Source organism: Lentzea sp. NPDC058450 (assembly GCF_042721395.1).
GTDB lineage: Bacteria > Actinomycetota > Actinomycetes > Mycobacteriales > Pseudonocardiaceae > Lentzea.
In genome coordinates this window covers 106,997-124,636 of record NZ_JBHXLO010000017.1, presented here as the reverse complement: position 1 = coordinate 124,636, position 17,640 = coordinate 106,997, and the positions used below count along the sequence as shown (strand labels likewise).

The 17,640-nt window shown below is 68.2% G+C and carries 15 protein-coding genes; 9 read left to right on the top strand and 6 right to left on the bottom strand.

What is annotated here, in order from left to right:
- The first annotated feature begins 388 nt into the window (after nucleotides 1-388).
- Entirely contained in the window at nucleotides 389-2,323 is a 1,935-nt protein-coding gene (gene asnB / locus ACFWNN_RS25785; protein WP_382442483.1) for an asparagine synthase (glutamine-hydrolyzing), read from the top strand.
- Nucleotides 2,324-2,381: 58 nt separating this feature from the next.
- Nucleotides 2,382-3,644 carry an MFS transporter gene (locus tag ACFWNN_RS25780; protein ID WP_382442482.1) on the top strand — a complete coding sequence of 421 codons (1,263 nt, stop codon included), beginning with the start codon at nucleotides 2,382-2,384 and terminating at the stop codon, nucleotides 3,642-3,644.
- Here the strand turns inward: ACFWNN_RS25780 and ACFWNN_RS25775 are convergent.
- A complete protein-coding gene (locus ACFWNN_RS25775) occupies nucleotides 3,628-4,422 on the bottom strand; it encodes a hypothetical protein (protein WP_382442481.1) in 795 nt (264 codons plus the stop codon). The two genes, ACFWNN_RS25780 and ACFWNN_RS25775, sit on opposite strands and share 17 nt — an antisense overlap.
- Nucleotides 4,423-4,501: 79 nt before the next feature.
- Here ACFWNN_RS25775 and ACFWNN_RS25770 point away from each other — a divergent pair, with 79 nt between their 5' ends.
- Nucleotides 4,502-5,896, top strand: coding sequence for an APC family permease (locus ACFWNN_RS25770; protein WP_382442480.1), 1,395 nt, complete (start codon nucleotides 4,502-4,504; stop codon nucleotides 5,894-5,896).
- A gap of 5 nt (nucleotides 5,897-5,901) precedes the next feature.
- On the opposite strand, the gene ACFWNN_RS25765 is transcribed toward ACFWNN_RS25770, so the two are convergent.
- Both ACFWNN_RS25765 and ACFWNN_RS25760 read right to left on the bottom strand, forming a co-directional pair.
- Nucleotides 5,902-6,618: an AAA family ATPase gene (locus ACFWNN_RS25765; RefSeq protein WP_382442479.1), complete on the bottom strand. Its 717-nt coding sequence runs from the start codon at nucleotides 6,616-6,618 to the stop codon at nucleotides 5,902-5,904.
- Complete coding sequence (locus ACFWNN_RS25760) at nucleotides 6,615-7,391, bottom strand: MBL fold metallo-hydrolase (protein ID WP_382442478.1); 777 nt, start codon at nucleotides 7,389-7,391, stop codon at nucleotides 6,615-6,617. Before ACFWNN_RS25760 ends, ACFWNN_RS25765 begins: the two co-directional genes overlap by 4 nt.
- 38 nt (nucleotides 7,392-7,429) lie before the next feature.
- Here ACFWNN_RS25760 and ACFWNN_RS25755 point away from each other — a divergent pair, with 38 nt between their 5' ends.
- The gene (locus ACFWNN_RS25755; RefSeq protein WP_382442477.1) at nucleotides 7,430-8,314 is read left to right on the top strand and encodes an aldose 1-epimerase family protein; all 885 of its coding nucleotides are present in this window, start codon (nucleotides 7,430-7,432) and stop codon (nucleotides 8,312-8,314) included.
- Between the two features lie 255 nt (nucleotides 8,315-8,569).
- Nucleotides 8,570-9,778, top strand: coding sequence for an amidohydrolase (locus ACFWNN_RS25750; RefSeq protein WP_382442476.1), 1,209 nt, complete (start codon nucleotides 8,570-8,572; stop codon nucleotides 9,776-9,778).
- Nucleotides 9,779-9,810: 32 nt separating this feature from the next.
- Here the strand turns inward: ACFWNN_RS25750 and ACFWNN_RS25745 are convergent, their stop codons facing one another.
- A complete protein-coding gene (locus ACFWNN_RS25745; RefSeq protein WP_382442475.1) occupies nucleotides 9,811-10,950 on the bottom strand; it encodes an acyl-CoA dehydrogenase family protein in 1,140 nt (379 codons plus the stop codon).
- A gap of 83 nt (nucleotides 10,951-11,033) precedes the next feature.
- Here ACFWNN_RS25745 and ACFWNN_RS25740 point away from each other — a divergent pair, with 83 nt between their 5' ends.
- The 4 genes from ACFWNN_RS25740 (at nucleotide 11,034) to ACFWNN_RS25725 (ending at nucleotide 15,538) form a co-directional block, all read left to right on the top strand.
- The gene (locus tag ACFWNN_RS25740; protein WP_382442474.1) at nucleotides 11,034-11,624 is read left to right on the top strand and encodes a TetR/AcrR family transcriptional regulator; all 591 of its coding nucleotides are present in this window, start codon (nucleotides 11,034-11,036) and stop codon (nucleotides 11,622-11,624) included.
- Between the two features lie 5 nt (nucleotides 11,625-11,629).
- The gene (locus tag ACFWNN_RS25735; RefSeq protein ID WP_382442473.1) at nucleotides 11,630-12,562 is read left to right on the top strand and encodes a carbohydrate kinase; all 933 of its coding nucleotides are present in this window, start codon (nucleotides 11,630-11,632) and stop codon (nucleotides 12,560-12,562) included.
- Between the two features lie 225 nt (nucleotides 12,563-12,787).
- Nucleotides 12,788-14,101: a citrate synthase gene (locus ACFWNN_RS25730; protein WP_382442472.1), complete on the top strand. Its 1,314-nt coding sequence runs from the start codon at nucleotides 12,788-12,790 to the stop codon at nucleotides 14,099-14,101.
- A 192-nt stretch (nucleotides 14,102-14,293) separates the two neighbouring features.
- Nucleotides 14,294-15,538 (top strand): cryptochrome/photolyase family protein, encoded by a 1,245-nt coding sequence (locus tag ACFWNN_RS25725; protein ID WP_382442471.1) that lies wholly within the window; start codon nucleotides 14,294-14,296, stop codon nucleotides 15,536-15,538.
- On the opposite strand, the gene ACFWNN_RS25720 is transcribed toward ACFWNN_RS25725, so the two are convergent.
- Nucleotides 15,528-16,712: an ABC transporter permease gene (locus ACFWNN_RS25720; RefSeq protein ID WP_382442470.1), complete on the bottom strand. Its 1,185-nt coding sequence runs from the start codon at nucleotides 16,710-16,712 to the stop codon at nucleotides 15,528-15,530. The two genes, ACFWNN_RS25725 and ACFWNN_RS25720, sit on opposite strands and share 11 nt — an antisense overlap.
- Nucleotides 16,709-17,617 (bottom strand): ABC transporter ATP-binding protein, encoded by a 909-nt coding sequence (locus ACFWNN_RS25715; protein ID WP_382442469.1) that lies wholly within the window; start codon nucleotides 17,615-17,617, stop codon nucleotides 16,709-16,711. Before ACFWNN_RS25715 ends, ACFWNN_RS25720 begins: the two co-directional genes overlap by 4 nt.
- Nucleotides 17,618-17,640: the final 23 nt, after the last annotated feature.

Below are 17,640 nucleotides of genomic sequence, written 5' to 3'. Positions count from 1 at the left end.
AAAAGGCCGGGCTGAAAAGCGCCCGGCCGAGCTCGAGAAGCTAGCACCTCGCACCCAAAGTCAAGCCCCAATCGCCTTGAGCGGTGGAACCGGTTCCCGATGGGGCATCAGCCCGTTCGGGCTCGCCTTCGGCATCGCGTGCCAGGCCTCGTAGGTGGTGGGCTTGCGTTGACGGCTGCCGGTTGAGTGCGCGCGCCTTGCCTGCGTAGGTGGTTGGGTTGCGTTGACGACTGCGGTTGCGTGCGCACCTGGTCTCGTGCTCGGCGCCTCTCCGGCCTCGCGGAACCTGACCTGGGGGTCGGGCGTCCTTCGGGTGGCGAGAATGTCCGGATCCCCGCTTCGGCATACTGGGATTTCAGCAACAGCTAGCTACGAGGTGCGATTTCACGTGTGCGGAGTGCTCGGACTCATCTGTTCTACGGAAGCCGGTGCGGCCTCCGCGCGTGACTCCGTCGCTGCGGCTCTGCGCTGCCAGCGGCACCGTGGGCCCGACGAGCAGGACACCTGGGCCGACGCTGAGGTCATCTACGGGTTCAACCGGCTTGGCTTTATTGATCTTGAGCACTCGCACCAGCCGCTGGTGTGGGGGCCGCCGGAGAACCCCACGCGGTACACGCTGAACTTCAACGGCGAGATCTACAACTACAAGGAGCTCCGGGCCGAGCTCATGCGCAAGTTCGGGGCCCAGTTCCGGACCAACGGCGATGGCGAGTCGATCGTCGCGGGGTACCACTACCTCGGGGCCGACTGGGTCAAGATGTTGCGCGGCATGTTCGCCTTCATGATCTGGGACGCGCAGGAGCGGGTGGTCTTCGGCGCGCGGGATCCGTTCGGGATCAAGCCCTTGTACTGGGCCGCCGGGCCTGGCGGGGTCGGCTTCTCGTCGGAGAAGAAGAGCCTGTTGCAGCTGACCGGTGTGCTGGGGATCAGCCAGGAGCTGGACCAGACGGCGTTGCAGCACTACCTGGTGCTGCAGTACGTGCCCGAGCCCGAGTCGTTGCACAAGGCGATCCGGCGCGTGGAGTCTGGCACCTCGTTCAAGGTGTCGCCGGGTGGGCAGGTGCTGTTCAACCGGTACTTCAAGCCCGTGTTCAGCCCTCGGCCGGTCAACGGGGCGCACGAGGCCGAGGCGTTGCACGAGCGCATCGCCGACGTGATGCGGGACTCCGTCTCCAAGCACATGATCTCGGACCCGGACGTGACGGTCGGGGCGTTCCTGTCGGGCGGGATCGACTCGACGGCCACGGCGACGCTGGCCAAGCAGCACAACCCCAACCTGATCGCCTTCACCAGCGGGTTCGATCGGGACGGGTACTCCGAGGTCGACGTCGCCGCGGAGACGGCCGCGGCGATCGGGGTGCGGCACGTGGTCCGGACGGTGTCGGCGGACGAGATGATGAACGAGCTGCCGCTCATCATCTGGTACCTCGACGACCCGGTGGCGGACCCGGCGTTGGTGCCGTTGTACTTCATCGCGAAGGAAGCTCGTAAGTACGTCAAGGCGGTCCTCAGCGGTGAGGGTGCCGACGAGCTGTTCGGTGGCTACGTGATCTACCACGAGCCGTTGTCGTTGGCGCCCTTCGAGAAGGTGCCCGGCGGTGTGCGCAAGCTGATGGGCGCGGTGTCCAAGTCCATTCCGGAGGGTGTGCGCGGCAAGGACCTGCTGCGGCGCGGCGCGCTCCGGCTGGAGGACCGCTACTACGGGAACGCCCGCAACTTCAGCGACGACCAGGTGCGCGCGGTGTTCCCGGGGTACGTCGAGGGCATCGGGTTCAAGGACGTCACGGCGCCCTGGTACCGGGAGTCCGAGGACTGGGACCCGGTGGCGCGCATGCAGCACATCGACCTCTACACGTGGCTGCGCGGCGACATCCTGGTCAAGGCCGACAAGGTGACGATGGCCAACTCGATCGAGCTGCGCGTGCCGTTCCTCGACCCCGAGGTGTTCCGGGTCGCGGCCGAGGTGCCGCTCGACCAGAAGCTGACCGAGGGCACGACCAAGTACGCGCTGCGCAAGGCGCTGGCGAAGATCATTCCGGCGCACGTCCTCAACCGGCCCAAGCTCGGGTTCCCGGTGCCGATCCGGCACTGGCTGCGCGCCGAGATGTACGACTGGACGCGCGGGATCATCAACGACTCGCAGACCGGGCACCTGCTCGACAAGAACGCGGTGCTGGACCTGCTGGCCGAGCACAAGTCGGAGCAGTTCGACCGCAGCCGGCAGCTGTGGAGCGTGCTCTGCTTCATGATCTGGCACGGGATCTTCGTCGAGGGCCGGATCACGCCCAAGGTGCCCGAGCCGGTGTACCCCGTCCGCCTCTGACGAGTGGTCTTGGCGACACATCACATAAAGGGCTTGTTAGTTGCCATAGGCTAACCAAGTGGCCACTGTGGTGAGAAGCGCGCGCTCGACGTTCGTGATCGACACTCGACCGTTGAAGATCGTCGCGTATCGCCGGTTGTGGCTCTCCACGATCGTGACGGCGGTGGGCTCCCAGCTCACCGCCGTTGCCGTGCCCAAGCAGGTGTACGACCTCACCGGGTCGTCGGCGTGGGTCGGCATCGCCGCCGGTGTGGCGCTCGTGCCGTTGCTCGTCTTCGGGCTGTGGGGCGGTGCCATCGCGGACACCGTCGACCGGCGCAAGCTGCTGCTCGTCACCAACATCGGCATCGCGGTGTCGTCGGTGCTGCTGTGGGCGCAGGCGGCGATGAACGTCGGGTCGGTGTGGCTCGTGATCGCGCTGCTCGGCTTCCAGCAGGTGTTCTTCGCGGCCAACGCGCCGGCGCGGTCGGCGTCCATCGCGCGGCTGGTGCCCGCTGAGCTGCTGCCGTCCGCCGGCGCGCTCGGGTCGACGGTGATGCAGTTCGGCGCGGTGCTCGGGCCGTTGCTCGCGGGTGCGTTCATGCCGATCGTCGGGCTCTCGACGCTCTACCTGGTCGACGCCATCGCCCTCACCGTCACGGTCTACGCGGTGTGGAAGCTGCCCGCCATGCCCCCGCTGGACGGCGTGATCCGCCGCGCGGGGCTGCGGGACGTGCTCGACGGGTTCGTGTACCTGTGGGCGCAGAAAGTGCTGATGGCGAGCATGGTGCTGGACATCATCGCGATGGTGTTCGGCATGCCGCGGGCGCTCTTCCCGGAGATGGCCCAGCACACGTTCGGCGACCCTGCGGGCGGTGGGTTCGCGCTCGGCGTGCTGTTCGCGGCGATCCCCGTCGGTGCGGTGATCTGCGGGCTCACGTCGGGGTGGATCTCGAACGTCAACCGCCACGGCGTCGCGCTCACGCTGGCCGTCGTGGGCTGGGGCGTCGCGATCGCGGGCTTCGGGCTCGCCGGGTCGTTGTGGGTCGCGGCCGCGTTCCTCGCGCTCGCCGGTGCCGCCGACATGGTGTCGATGGCGTTCCGCGGCGCGATCCTGCAGTCCGCCGCGACCGACGAGATGCGCGGCCGGATGCAGGGCGTGTTCATCGTCGTCGTCGCAGGTGGGCCGCGCATCGCCGACCTGCTGCACGGCACAGGTGGCGCGGCGTTCGGCACGGCCGCGGCGGTGACGGCGGGCGGCGTGCTGGTGGTCCTCGCCAGCGTCGCGATGGTGGCGGCGTTGCCGGCGATCTGGCGCTACAAGGTCAACCCCGCGGGCTGACCTCCGCCGGGTTCGGGTCGGCGATCGTGACGGCGCCGCCCCAGTCGGAGAAGCGGGTGGCGTCGACGATCCGCTGGCCCTGGAAGTCCGTGTAGAAGCCGATGCGGGAGGGCAGACCGCTGCCGTCCAGTTCGACCTCGGCGGTGGCACCGGCCACCTTCTGGTCCAACGCGAGTTTGACCTCGGCGCGCAAGGCCTCGTCGGTCAGCTTGTCGTAGGCCTTCTGGTAGTCGACGGAGATCGTGTAGCGGGTGGCGCCACCGGCCTCCGCGGTCAGCTTGAGCTCGCCGCCCGCCTCGATCACCGGCAGGTGGTACGTCGTGAAGACGGCCTGCTGGTAGACGACGTCGTGGAAGCCCAGCACGGTCGTCGTGAACTCGTCGTCGACCTTGCGGTCGAGCTTCACCCACGGCTTGTCGGCGGGCAGCCCGAAGACGTCGGCCGGCAGCCGCACGAACGCGGTGTCCTTCGTCGTCGAGACCAGCCTGAGCTCCACGGCGGCGCCGTCGGTCTGCACGGGGCGGGTCGTGGTCGCGTCCATCGACGGGACCTCGCCGCCCAGCCGCACGCTCCCGTTCGCGGGTGCCCGCCCGGACGTGCCGGCGAGCGGCGGGTCGATCGTGAAGCGGTAGGAACCCTTGTCCGTCACGGACTTCTTCACCGCGGCCACGAGGCTCGGGACGTCGCGGAGGCGGGAGCCGGTGTCGCTCGCGGGTTCGGACGAGGAGCAGGCGGTCAGCGCCACGGCGGCGATGATCGCGGTTGCCGCGAGTCTCATCCGGCGATTGTTACACCAATTGGGTGAGGTCATCGTTCGTTCCCGCAGGTAGCGGGCAAAAGGGGCAGAATCTTCGGGCATGGCTGAAGCGACTCCACAAACGGAGCAACCAGAGCTACATCGGGCAATCGGCCCGAAGCTGCTGCTGTTCTTCGTCGTCGGCGACATCCTCGGCACCGGTATCTACGCCCTCACCGGCAACGTGGCAGGCAAGATCGGCGGCGCTCTCTGGCTGCCCTTCCTGCTCGCGTTCGTGGTGGCGTTCCTGACCGCGTTCAGCTATCTGGAACTGGTCGGGAAGTACCCCAGAGCAGCAGGCGCGGCGCTGTACACGAACAGAGCGTTCAAGATCCACTTCTTGACGTTCATGGTCGCGTTCGCGGTCATGTGCTCCGGCATCACCTCGGCGTCGTCGGCCGCGCTGGCGTTCGGCCGCACGTACCTGCGGCAGTTGCTGGTGGAGTTCTTCGACGTGGCGCTCAGCCCGGAGTCGCTCGTCATCACCGGCATCGCGATCGTCTTCATCGCGGGCCTCGCCCTGGTCAACTTCCGCGGCGTCTCGGAGTCCGTCAAGGCCAACGTGGTCCTGACCTGCATCGAGCTGTCCGGCCTGCTCATCATCATCGCGATCGGCGCCTGGGCCGTGATCAACGGTGACGGCGAGCCCGGCAGGCTGACCGAGATCCACGTGCCGTCCGGCAGCAACGTGCTGCTCGCGGTCACCTCGGCCACGGCGCTCGCGTTCTTCGCGATGGTCGGGTTCGAGGACTCGGTCAACATGGCGGAGGAGTGCCGCAACCCGGTCAAGATCTTCCCGCGCGCGATGCTGTGGGGCATGGCCATCGCGGCCACGATCTACGTGCTGGTCGCGATCACGTCGTCGCTGCTGATCCCGTCCGACGAGCTCGCGAAGGCGAGCAGCGGCGCGTTGCTGAAGGTCGTCACCGTCGGCGCGCCCGGCTTCCCGCTGTGGATCTTCGCGTTGATCGGCCTGCTCGCGGTCATCAACTCGGCGCTGATCAACATGCTGATGGCGTCGCGACTGCTGTACGGCATGGCGAACGAGAAGATCATCCCGAAGTTCTTCGGCGCCGTGCACCCGTTCCGCCGCACGCCGTGGATCTCGATCGTCTTCACGACCGGCGTCGCGGTGATCCTGGTGTCCACAGCGGACATCGGCAAGCTCGGCGGCACGACCTCGTTGCTGCTGCTGATCGTCTTCGCCATCGTCAACGTCGCGTGCCTGGTGCTGCGTCGGGAACCGTCCGAGCACAAGCACTTCCGCGCGCCCACCTGGGCGCCGGTGCTCGGCGCGATCACGTGCGCGTACCTGGCGATCCCGTGGACGTCCGGCCGCCCGTTCGACGACTACAAGATCGCGGGTTACCTGCTGCTCGCCGGACTCGTGCTGTGGGGCATCAACCGCGTGCTGCACGGCAAGGTGGAGACGCACCCCGAGAACCTCGGCAAGTAGCGCTGCTAGTCCAGCAGGTGCTTGAGGAACCGGTCGGGATCGCCCAGGAAGTTGCGGGTGAGCCTGACCGGTTCCGCTGTGTCGTAGGAGATCTCGTCGATCGTGTCGGTGATCTCCAGGATCGTCGCGCCGGGCGCCGCGAGCAGGATCGGCGAGTGCGTGGCGATGATGAACTGCGAGCCTTCCTCGACGAGTTCGTGCATGCGCCTGAGGACCGTGAGGCAGCCTTTGACCGACAGCGCGGCCTCCGGTTCGTCGAGCACGTAGAGGCCCCGGCCGCCGAACCTGTGGTTCATCAGGTCGATGAAGCTCTCGCCGTGTGAGCGTTCGTGCAACGACTTTCCGCCGTACGACGCGTGAATCCCCTCGCCGATGCGGTCGATCTCGGTGGCGACGTTGTAGAACGACTCGGCCCTGAGGAAGAACCCGGTGCGCGGCTTCCTGGTGCCCCAGCTCAGGATCAGCTGATCGCCGAGCGACGACTCCGTCGCCTTGGTGGCGAACCGGAACGACTGCGTGCCGCCCTCGGCGTTGAACCCGGCGGCCACCGCGATCGCCTCGGCCAGCGTCGACTTGCCGGCGCCGTTGTCCCCGGTGAGGAACGTGACGGGCGTGCGGAAGTGCAGCGGGTGCCCGATCAGGTGCCGCACCACCGGCAACGTGAACGGGTACCGGTGCGTGTCGCTCGACTGGTCGAGGCGGACCTGGTGGATGAACGTCACGCGAGCCGGGCCAGCTCGACCGGGTCGTGAGCGCAGAACACCTCGGCCTCACCGGACTGCTTGAGCTCCTTCAGCCGTTCCACATTGGACAGCCGCTGCTCGCGGATCGTCTCGGTCTGCCGCGCGGTGAGCTTGAGCGCGAAGATGTTGCTGGGCGGCGTCTCGATCTCGCCGCGGTAGAAGTAGGCGTCCCCGGCGTGCAGCAACCACCCGCCGTCGGACCGCACCGCGATGCCGGTGTGCCCTCGCGTGTGCCCGATCAACGGCACCATGAGGATGTCGTCCGGCAGCCCGTCGACGTCCTTGACCGCCTCGAACCCGAACCAGCTCTCACCCTCGGCCTTGTGCGTCCGGAAGTTCACCCCGTCCCGCTGAGCCTTCGGGTACCGCGCCTTCTCCTTGGTCCCCTTGGCGTTGACCGCGGCCTCCAGTTCCGCGTCCAGCACGTGCACCGTGGCCTTGGGGAAGTCGCGCAGCCCGCCCGCGTGATCGAGGTCGAGGTGCGTCACCAGCACGTGCCGCACGTCGTCCGCCGTGTACCCGCGCTTCTCGACGTGGCTGATCGCCGTCTCGGTGATGTCGAGCACCGGCCGCAACAACTTGCGGCTCATCGGGTCGATCGTCCCCTTGGGGTTCGTCACCTCGTTCATGCCGAACCCCGTGTCGACCAGCACCAGCCCCTGGTCGGACTCGATCAGCAGACAGTGCGCCACCAGCCCACCCGCCACCAGGGGCGGCCGGAACGTAGCGCAGTTGAGGTGATGAACCTTCATGGGCAAATCCTTCCGCAGGCCCCGTAGGCTTCAGCCTCATGTTGGGGATCTCGTACGAGGGTGCCACCGCCGTGATCACGACTGTAGGGGCGGGCCTGCGCTCCTTCGAGGTCGACGACGTCCCATACGTGGAAACATTCGGCGCCGACGAAAAACCCCCGATGAGCGCGGGCGCCGTCCTCGTCCCGTGGCCCAACCGAACCGCGGGCGCCACCTGGGTGCTCGACGGCGTGGAGCAGCACCTGGAGGTCACCGAGCCGGCCAGGGGCAACGCCATCCACGGCCTGGTCCGCCGCCGCCCCTGGTCAGTGCTCGAACACACCGGCTCCCTCGTCTCCTTGCGAGCCTTGATCGAGCCCCAAGCAGGCTGGCCGGCGGCCCTCGACATCACCGTCTCCTACGCCCTGGACGACAACGGCCTGACCGTCACCCACGGCGTCACGAACGTCGGCGACGTCCCCACCCCCTTCGGCGTGGGCACCCACCCGTACCCCCGAGCAGGCAACGCCACCACCGACACCTGCACCCTGACGCTGGCCGCGACCACCGTCCTCCCCCTGGACACCGACCGCATGGTCCCGTCCGGCCCGGCCACCCCGGTGGAGGGCACGCCCTACGACTTCCGCGAGGGCCGCACCCTGGACGGTGTGCAACTGGACACCCCTTTCGGCGGCTGCGAACCCGCGGCCGACGGCCTGATCCACCACACCCTGACCTCGGACGACGGCGGCGTGGAGGTGTGGGCGGACCCGGCCTTCCGCTGGGTGCAGGTCTACACCCCGGACTCGTACCCGGGCAGGGGCCGCGCGGTGGCGATCGAGCCCATGACGTGCCCACCGAACGCGCTCAACTCCGGGATGGACCTGATCTGGGTCTCGCCAGGCGAGTCGTGGGGCGCGCGGTGGGGCATCCGCCCGCTGTAACCCAGGCTGACGCAGGCGCAGCGGCCGGGGCGAGGTTGCCGAGCGCGATGCCGAAGGGAGCCCGAACGAGCGCGCAGATCGTCAAAGCGGTGTGGTGACGTGCCTGCACAAACCCAGCCCCGATCTCTATCGACGCGTCAGCGGCGATGACTGGACCACGCTCGTCCGAGGTTGTCTTTGCACCCACCCCAACCACCGCACAAAGGTGACGGACCGGGTGGCCGAACGACACCAAAACCGTTAGCGTCGCTAACCATGAACCTCGCGATCACCGGTGGCCACGTCGTACCCGTGGACGGCGCCCCCATCGAAGGCGGCACCGTCCTCATCCAGGACGGCAAGATCGCAGCAGTAGGCCAGAACGTGGAAATCCCAGCCGGCACCCCGACCGTCGACGCGACCGGCTCCTGGGTCCTCCCGGGCTTCGTCGAGGCCCACGGCCACATGGGCGTCCACGAGGAGGCCGAAGGCTGGGCCGGCCAGGACACCAACGAGATGACTGACCCGGTGGGCGCCAGGATGCGCGCCCTCGACGCCATCAACCCCGCTGACCTGGGCTTCGCGGACGCCCTCAGCGGCGGCGTCACCACCGCGGTGGTCAAGCCGGGCTCCGGCAACCCCATCGGCGGCCAGACCGTGGCCATCAAGTGCTGGGGTCGCACGGTCGACGAGATGCTCGTCAAGGAGCCGGTGAGCGTGAAGAGCGCGCTGGGCGAGAACCCGAAGCGCGTCTACGGCGAGAAGGGCAAGCTCCCGGCCACCCGCCAGGGGGTCGCGGCGGTCATCCGCGACCAGTTGACCAAGGCGCAGGACTACGCGGCGAAGAAGGCCGAGGCGGAGAAGGACGGCAAGCCGTTCGACCGCGACAACACCATGGAGATCCTCGGCAAGGTGCTCACCGGCGAACTCGGCTGGTGCCAGCACGCCCACCGCGCCGACGACATCGCCACGGCCATCCGCCTGTCCGAGGAGTTCGGCTACCGGCTGATCCTCAACCACGGCACCGAAGGCCACCTGATCGCGGACGTCATCGCGGAGAAGCAGATCCCGGTCATCATCGGCCCGCTGTTCACGTCCAGGTCCAAAGTGGAGCTTCGCAACCGGGGCCTGCGCAACCCCGGCATCCTCGCCCGCGCCGGCGTCGAGCTGGCGATCACGACGGACCACCCGGTGGTGCCGATCCACTTCCTGGTGCACCAGGCCACGCTGGCGGTCAAGGAGGGCCTCGACCGCGAGGTCGCCCTGAAGTCCATCACGAGCACCCCGGCCAAGATCATGGGACTCGACGACCGGGTCGGCTCGCTGAAGCCTGGCCTGGACGGCGACGTCGTGATCTGGTCGGGCGACCCGCTCGACGTCATGAGCCGCGCGCTGCGCGTCTTCGTGCAGGGCCGCGAGGTCTACACCTGGGACGAGGAAAAGGTAGAAGGGGCCGTCGCCGACCCCTTCTACCGCGAGAGCTAGACCGCGAAACAAGCCCGCGCAACCAACCCGCGCTAGCGCAGGCCGCGGCCGATCACGAGGCGCTGGATCTGGTTGGTGCCCTCGAAGATCTGCAGCACCTTGGCCTCGCGCATGTACCGCTCGACCGGGAAGTCGCGGGTGTACCCGGCCCCGCCGAGCACCTGCACGGCGTCGGTCGTCACCTTCATCGCCGCATCGGTGGCGATGAGCTTGGCGATCGACGCCTGCTGCCGGAACGGCAACCCGCGGTCACGCCGACGCGCCGCCGAGATGTAGGTCGCGCGCGCGGACTCGACGGCTGCCGCCATGTCGGCCAGCAGGAACTCCAGGCCCTGGAACTCGATGATCGGACGGCCGAACTGCGTGCGCGTCTTGGCGTACGCCACGGCCTCGTCGAGCGCGGCCTGGGCCAGACCCACGGCACAGGCGGCGATTCCGAGCCGGCCGGAGTCCAAAGCGGACAGTGCGATCTTCAGTCCGTCACCCTCGGCGCCGATCAGCCGGTCCGCCCCGAACCGCACGTCGTCGAACGCCAGCTGCGCCGTGATCGACCCGGTGAGCCCCATCTTGCGTTCGGGTGTGGCGGCCACGAGCCCGGAGGTCTCGCCCGGCGCGAGGAAGCAGGAGATGCCGCGGCCGGCGTCGGGGGAGGTGCGGGCCATCAGCGTGTAGAAGTCGGCGGCGCCGGCGTGCGTGATCCACGCCTTGGTGCCGTTCACGACGTACTCGGAGCCCTTGCGGACGGCGCGGGTCGACATGGCGGCCGGGTCGGAGCCCGCCTGGACCTCGGACAGCGCGTAGCCGCCGAGCAGGTCGCCCTCGAGCATCTCGGGGAGCCAGCGCTCCTGCTGCTCGCGCGTGCCGAACTTGGCGAGGCCGTAGCAGGACATGACGTGCACGGAGAGGCCGACGGCGACCGTCATCCACGCGGAGGCGACCTCCTCCAACGCCTGCAGGTACACCTCGTAGGGCTGCTCGCCGCCGCCGAACTCCTCGGCGTACGGCAGGCCCAGCAGACCCGACCTGCCCAACAGGCGGAACGCGTCGCGGGGGAACTTCTCGTTCTCCTCGGCGTCGGCCGCGTGGGGCTTGAGCTCGTCCCGCGCGATCTCCCTGACCAGCGCGATCAGGTCTTCTGCCTCTTGGGTGGGGAGCAGCCGCTCGGCGGGCATCGTCGACCTCCGGTGGTGTACTGGTAGCTGTACTCTAGGACGTTGTGCAGTACAGCTGCCAGTGAATGTGGCAAGGTCCTCATATGACGCGGGCTCTCACGCAGCGGCAGGCTGAGCTGCTCACCCGGTTGGAGGCGTTGTTCCTCACCGAGGGCTTCGGGCATCTCACGCTGGATGACATCGCGGGCAGGCTGCACTGCTCGAAATCCACGCTGTACGCGCTCGCCGGCAGCAAGGAGCAGCTCGCGGTCCGGGTCGTCGGCCGGTACTTCAAGGGCGCCGCCGAACGCATCGAGAAGCGCATCGCGGGCCTCAACGACGTGCGCAAACGCATCGGCAGCTACCTCGCGGGCGCGGCGGAGGAGCTGAACAAGGCGTCGGCGGCGTTCATCGCGGACGTGTCGGACTTCCCGCCGACGAGGGCCACCTACGAACGCAACGCGCGCGCTGCGGCCGAGCGCATCAAGGCGTTCATTCAGGACGGTGTGGAGCGGCACGTGTTCCGCGAGGTGCACGCCACGCTCTTCGCCGAGATGGCCGGGCTGCTCATCGAGAGCATCCAGACCGGGGTCCTCACGAAGCGGGCAGGCGTTTCGGACGCCGAGGCGTTCACTGCTTTGGGCGAACTGTTGTTGGATGGGCTCCAGAGGAACGGGGTCTCCCAGAAGGAGTAGAGCGCGTGATCGTGGTTGCTGGTGAGGCGCTGGTCGACATGGTGCCCGTGGGGGAAGACGAGCTCGCCCCCTTGGCCCCGAAGCTGGGTGGCGGTCCTTACAACGTCGCCGTGGCGCTCGGACGGCTGGACGTGCCGACGGCGTTCCTGTCGCGGGTGTCGACCGACCACTTCGGAGAGCAGCTGGTCAAGCGGCTGCACGCGTCGAACGTGGCGACGGACCTGGTCCAACGTGGACCGGAGAACACCACGCTCGCCGTCGTGGGCCTCGCCGACGACGGCAGCGCCCGCTACGCGTTCTACGTCGACGGCACGGCCGACCGGCTCGTCGAGGACCCCGGCCCGTTGCCCGCCGACGCGAAGGCCGTGTCGTTCGGCACGCTCAGCCTCGTGCTGGAACCGGGTGCGTCGGTCTACGAGACGGTGCTGCGGCGCGAGAGCAAGCGCTTGCTCACGGCGCTCGACCCCAACATCCGGGCCGGCCTGATCCACGATCCGGGCGCCTACCGCGCGCGGTTCCGGTCGTGGCTGCCGGACGTCGGCCTGCTCAAGCTCTCGGTCGAGGACGCCCAGTGGCTCGCCGAGGAAGACGACGTGATCGAGATCGCAAGGACGTGGATTTCACAGGGCCCGGCCGCCGTCGTCCTGACGAAAGGTGGCGACGGTCTGTCAGTGATCACGGCCACCGGACAGGTCGACGTGCCACCCGTGAAGGTGGACGTGGTCGACACGATCGGGGCGGGCGACACGGTGCAAGGCGCCCTGCTCGCGTGGCTGCACGACCACGACGCCCTGAGCGCGGAGAAGATCCGCGGCCTCGGCGAAGAGGAATGGACGACCGCATTGACGTACGCCGGCGCGGCCGCGGCGATCACATGTTCCCGTGCGGGTGCGGAACCGCCCTTTGCGAGCGAACTCACCGCCGCGCTGGGTGGATAAAACGGAGGATCGGACTACCGTGGGGTAGCCGCGCTAGAAACTGGCATTACGGATGTGATGCCGGTCCCATCTCACAGAATCGGTTCACACCGCTGCTGCGAGGCGGGCCTTCCGCCGACTAGCGTGACTGGACTTGAAGACTCAGATCCCAACGGGGTGGTCCGAGACGACGGCAGGCCCAGCGTGGCCTGCCGCCACCCCGTCCGAGCGTTGAGAGGGACTTGAATGCCCGACGCGACGACTGCGCCGACCGACCCACAGACCGTCGCGCTGCGCCACGGGGACGCAGAGCTCGAGATGAAGGTGGTGCGGGCGTCCGAAGGCGCGTCCGGCATCGATCTCGGCAAGCTGCTGTCGACCACCGGTCTGGTAACCCTGGACACCGGTTTCGTCAACACGGCCTCCTGCTCCTCCGAGATCACCTACATCGACGGTGACGCCGGAATTCTGCGTTACCGCGGGTACCCGATCGAGCAGTTGGCCGCGCGCTCGAACTTCGCGGAGGTCAGCTACCTCCTGATCTACGGTGAGCTGCCGACCGCCGCGCAGCTCGAGGACTTCAACAAGAAGATCAGCAGGCACACCCTGCTGCACGAGGACCTCAAGCGCTTCTTCGACGGCTTCCCGCGCGACGCGCACCCGATGCCGGTGCTGTCGTCCGCGGTCTCCGCGCTGTCGACCTTCTACCAGGACTCGCTGTCGCCGTTCGACGCGAACCAGGTGGAGATCTCCACGATCCGCCTTCTCGCCAAGCTGCCGACCATCGCGGCCTACGCGTACAAGAAGTCGGTCGGCCAGCCGTTCCTCTACCCGGACAACTCGCTGGGCCTGGTGGAGAACTTCCTGCGGATGACCTTCGGGTTCCCGGCCGAGGCCTACGACCTCGACCCGGACCTGGTCCGCGCGCTCGACCTGCTCTTCATCCTGCACGCCGACCACGAGCAGAACTGCTCCACGTCGACCGTGCGCCTGGTCGGCTCCTCCGAGGCGAACCTCTTCGCGTCCATCTCCGCGGGCATCAACGCCCTGTTCGGCCCGCTGCACGGCGGCGCGAACAGCGCGGTGCTGGAGATGCTGGAGAAGATCAAGAACGACGGCGGCGACGTCCAGTCGTTCGTGAACAAGGTGAAGAACAAGGAGGACGGCGTCCGCCTGATGGGCTTCGGCCACCGGGTCTACAAGAACTACGACCCGCGCGCCGCGATCATCAAGAAGACCGCCGACGAGATCCTCGGCAAGCTCGGCGCCGACGACCAGCTCCTCGACATCGCGAAGCAGCTGGAAGAGGCCGCCCTGAGCGACGAGTACTTCATCTCCCGCAAGCTCTACCCGAACGTGGACTTCTACACGGGTCTGATCTACCGGGCGATGGGCTTCCCGACGAAGTTCTTCACCGTGCTGTTCGCGCTCGGCCGTCTCCCCGGCTGGATCGCGCACTGGCGCGAGATGATCAACGACCCGGCCACCAAGATCGGCCGCCCGCGGCAGATCTACACCGGCCCGACCGAGCGCGACTTCATCGCGATGGAAAACCGCTGATCACGGGCTAGTTCGTCTGGCAAGCTGAGGGCGCGTCACCCTGCCGGGTGGCGCGCCTTTCGCGTTGCCGGGGGTGGTGCGTGACGGACGTGCGGGCAGGCATGCGCCGGCGGAACGTTCGCGGCGCGACCGCTTCACCCGCGCGGCGCCGCCCATCATGCAGACCCGTCCCGCGCGTTTTAGCGTCGAGAGGTGAGTTCCGAACCCTCGCTCGTCTGGTTCCGCCGAGATTTGCGGACATCCGATCATCCCGCCATTCTCGCCGCGGCGGAAAGATCTCCGCGCGCACTCGCGTTGTTCGTTCTCGACGACCGGCTGCTGAAACCGTCGGGGCAGGCGCGAATCGATTTCCTGCACCGCTGTTTGCACGCCCTGAACGACGAACTCGGCGGGCGTCTGATGGTCGTGCACGGCGATCCGGTGAAGACGGTTCCGCGCGTCGCGAAGGAGATCGGCGCCCGCAGCGTGCACATCTCCGCGGACTACGCGCCGTACGGTCGCAAGCGCGATGAGGCCGTCGAGGAGGCGTTGGGCGACGTCGAACTCGTGCGGTCCGGCTCGCCGTACGCCGTCGCGCCCGGACGGGTGCGCAAGCAGGACGGCACGCCGTTCAAGGTCTTCACGCCGTTCCGCAACGCTTGGCTGGAGCACGGCTGGCGCAGGCCGGCGGACACCGACGCGTCCACTCTGGACTGGATCAAGCCGGACCACAGCACCAGGATCCCGGAGATCAAGGAGAAACTCCCCGACGCACTGAGTCTCTGGGAGGAGTTCCGCGACGAACGCCTGCAGGACTACGACACCACCCGCGACCGTCCGGACATGGACGCGACCAGTCGCATGTCGGCGTTCCTGCGGTGGGGCGTCCTGCACCCCCGCACGCTCCTGCAGGACTGTGACGGAACGTACCGGTCCGAGCTCGCCTGGCGGGAGTTCTACGCCGACGTGCTGTGGCACAAGCCGGAGACCGCGCGCGAGAACTACGACCGCAAGTTCGACCGCATGGAGCTCGACGACGACAAGGAGCTCTTCGAGGCCTGGAAGGAAGGCCGCACGGGGTTCCCGATCGTCGACGCCGGCATGCGGCAGCTCACCCAAGAGGGCTTCATGCACAACCGGGTGCGCATGATCGTGGCCAGCTTCCTGGTCAAGGACCTGCACCTGCCGTGGTGGTGGGGCGCGCGGCACTTCATGAACCACCTGATCGACGGCGACATCGCCTCGAACCAGCACAACTGGCAGTGGGTCGCGGGCTGCGGCACGGACGCGGCGCCGTTCTTCCGCGTCTTCAACCCGATGACGCAGGCCAAGAAGTTCGACCCGGACGGCGCGTACGTCAAGAGGTACGCACCGGACTCCCACACCATCACGCCGATCGTGGACCACGCGGTCGAACGCCAGATCGCGCTCGACCGCTACCAGGCGATCAGGTCCTGAGCGCCTCGCGGAGCTTGACGCGAGCGCCGGTCCGCAGCACGGCGTTCGCGTAGACCTTGCCGCCCAGCCACGTGATCGCGGCGATCGCCAGCAACGCCAGCACCACCGCGAGCAGCACCTGCCAGGTCGGCGCGACGCCCAGCGCCATCCGGCCCGGCATCAGGATCGGTGCGAACGGCGGCAGCAGCGACAGGACGGTGACCGTGGAGCCGGACGGGCTGCCGATCATCAGGTTGATGCCCGCCACGAACGCCACGATGATCGTCATGCTGATCGGCGTCAGCACCGACTGGAGCTCTTCCTGGCGCGACACCAGGGACGCGGCGGCCGCGAACACCGTGGCGTACAGGAAGAAGCCGAGCAGGTACCAGAGCACGCCGGTCAGCAGGACCGCGCCGCCGAACGCGCTGACGTCGATCACGTCGAACGCCGACGACAGTCCCAGACCGACCGCCGAGATCACCAGCAGCTGCAGCAGACCCACGGCGCCGAGGCCGATCACCTTGCCCAGCAACAACTGCCACGGTCTCAACGTCGCCAGCAGGAGCTCGACGACCCGGCTGGACTTCTCCTCGACCACGCCCTGCGCGACCATCGTTCCGTAGACCAGCAACGAGTAGTAGAGCAGCGCGGCCACGATCAACCCGATCGCGAGGCGCTGACCTCGTTGCGGGTCAACGGGTTCCAGCGCGGTGACGTCCACGGTGACCTTCGCCAGGTTCTGCGCGATCTCCTGCGGCGTCGTGGTACCCGTCTCGGCGAGCTGCGCGATCAGCACCTGCTGGCGCAGCACGTCGTTCAGTGCCGTCGTCAGCACCTGGTCGCCGGAGTCCTTGACGATCATCCGCAGCACCGGCGGCGCGCCGGTCACCAGCGCGTCCAGCGAGCCGTCGCGGACCTGCTCCTCGGGGTTGCCCCCGGCGGTGACGTCGCGCGTCTCCAGGTCGATGCCGAACGCCTTCGCCTTCTCCCGCAACGGATCGGCGAGTTGCGTGGCCTGCCCGGACAGGCCCACCACGCTGCGCTGCTGGTCGTCGAACAGGAACGACTGGAGCACCACGTACCCGGCGAGCACGGCGATGATCACCGCGGTGCCGATGAGGAACGATCTGGTGCGCACCTTCGTGACGAACTCGCGCTTCGCCACCAGCGAGACCGCTCGGGCCGACGTCATCCAGTCCTGCCCTCGGTGGTCACGACGTTGCGGAACAGCTCGGTCAGCGACGGGCGCTGCCGGGAGAACTCGTGCACGGGACCGGCGGCGAGCGCCGCGTGCAGCACGACCTGGTCGTCGACGCCGTCGGCGAGGTCGAGGACGCACCGCGTCCCGTTCCTCTCGATCACCCGCACACCGTCCAGCGTGGCAGCCCAGTCGGTCGTTGGCGACTCCACCACGAGGCGAGGTGTGCCACCCGACCTGAGTTCATCCACCGTTCCGCTCGCGACCATCGAACCGGCACTCACGATGCCGACCCGGTCGCACAGCCGTTCCACCAGGTCCAACTGGTGGCTGGAGAACACCACGGGCACGCCCGCCGACGCCTTCTCGCGCAGCACCTGGCTCATCACGTCCACGGCGACAGGGTCGAGGCCGGAGAACGGCTCGTCGAGCACCAGCACGTCCGGTTCGTGCACCAGGGCGGCGGCGAGCTGCACGCGCTGCTGGTTGCCGAGGCTGAGGCGCTGCACCTCGTCGGAGCGGCGGTCGCGCAGGCCGAGGCGCGCGATCCAGTTCTCCGCGTTCGTGTGGGCCTCGTTGGTGCCCATGCCGTGCAGTTCGGCGAGGTAGACGAGCTGGTCCAGCACCCTCATCCGGGGGTAGAGGCCGCGCTCCTCCGGCATGTAGCCGATGCGGCGCCGGGTGTCGAGGTCGACGGCTCTGCCGTTCCACCGCACCTCGCCGGAGTCGGCCGCGAGCACGCCCAGCGCGATGCGCATGGCCGTGGTCTTCCCGGCGCCGTTGCTGCCGACGAACCCGAAGAGCTCGCCGGCGCGCACGTCGAAAGACATGTCCCGCAGGGCGACGACCTCTCCGTAGCGCTTGGAGATCCTGTCGATCTCCAGCACTCCCTCAGGCACGGTGAACCCCTTCGTTAGCCCGG

What these genes read in the sequence shown, in the direction of transcription:
- ACFWNN_RS25775 (WP_382442481.1), bottom strand. Translation starts at nt 4,422, where the DNA reads ATGAGACTCGCGGCAACCGCGATCATCGCCGCCGTGGCGCTGACCGCC.
- ACFWNN_RS25755 (WP_382442477.1), top strand. Translation starts at nt 7,430, where the DNA reads ATGTTGGGGATCTCGTACGAGGGTGCCACCGCCGTGATCACGACTGTA.
- ACFWNN_RS25740 (WP_382442474.1), top strand. Translation starts at nt 11,034, where the DNA reads ATGACGCGGGCTCTCACGCAGCGGCAGGCTGAGCTGCTCACCCGGTTG.
- ACFWNN_RS25745 (WP_382442475.1), bottom strand. Translation starts at nt 10,950, where the DNA reads ATGCCCGCCGAGCGGCTGCTCCCCACCCAAGAGGCAGAAGACCTGATC.
- ACFWNN_RS25760 (WP_382442478.1), bottom strand. Translation starts at nt 7,391, where the DNA reads ATGAAGGTTCATCACCTCAACTGCGCTACGTTCCGGCCGCCCCTGGTG.
- ACFWNN_RS25730 (WP_382442472.1), top strand. Translation starts at nt 12,788, where the DNA reads ATGCCCGACGCGACGACTGCGCCGACCGACCCACAGACCGTCGCGCTG.
- ACFWNN_RS25770 (WP_382442480.1), top strand. Translation starts at nt 4,502, where the DNA reads ATGGCTGAAGCGACTCCACAAACGGAGCAACCAGAGCTACATCGGGCA.
- ACFWNN_RS25750 (WP_382442476.1), top strand. Translation starts at nt 8,570, where the DNA reads ATGAACCTCGCGATCACCGGTGGCCACGTCGTACCCGTGGACGGCGCC.
- ACFWNN_RS25720 (WP_382442470.1), bottom strand. Translation starts at nt 16,712, where the DNA reads ATGACGTCGGCCCGAGCGGTCTCGCTGGTGGCGAAGCGCGAGTTCGTC.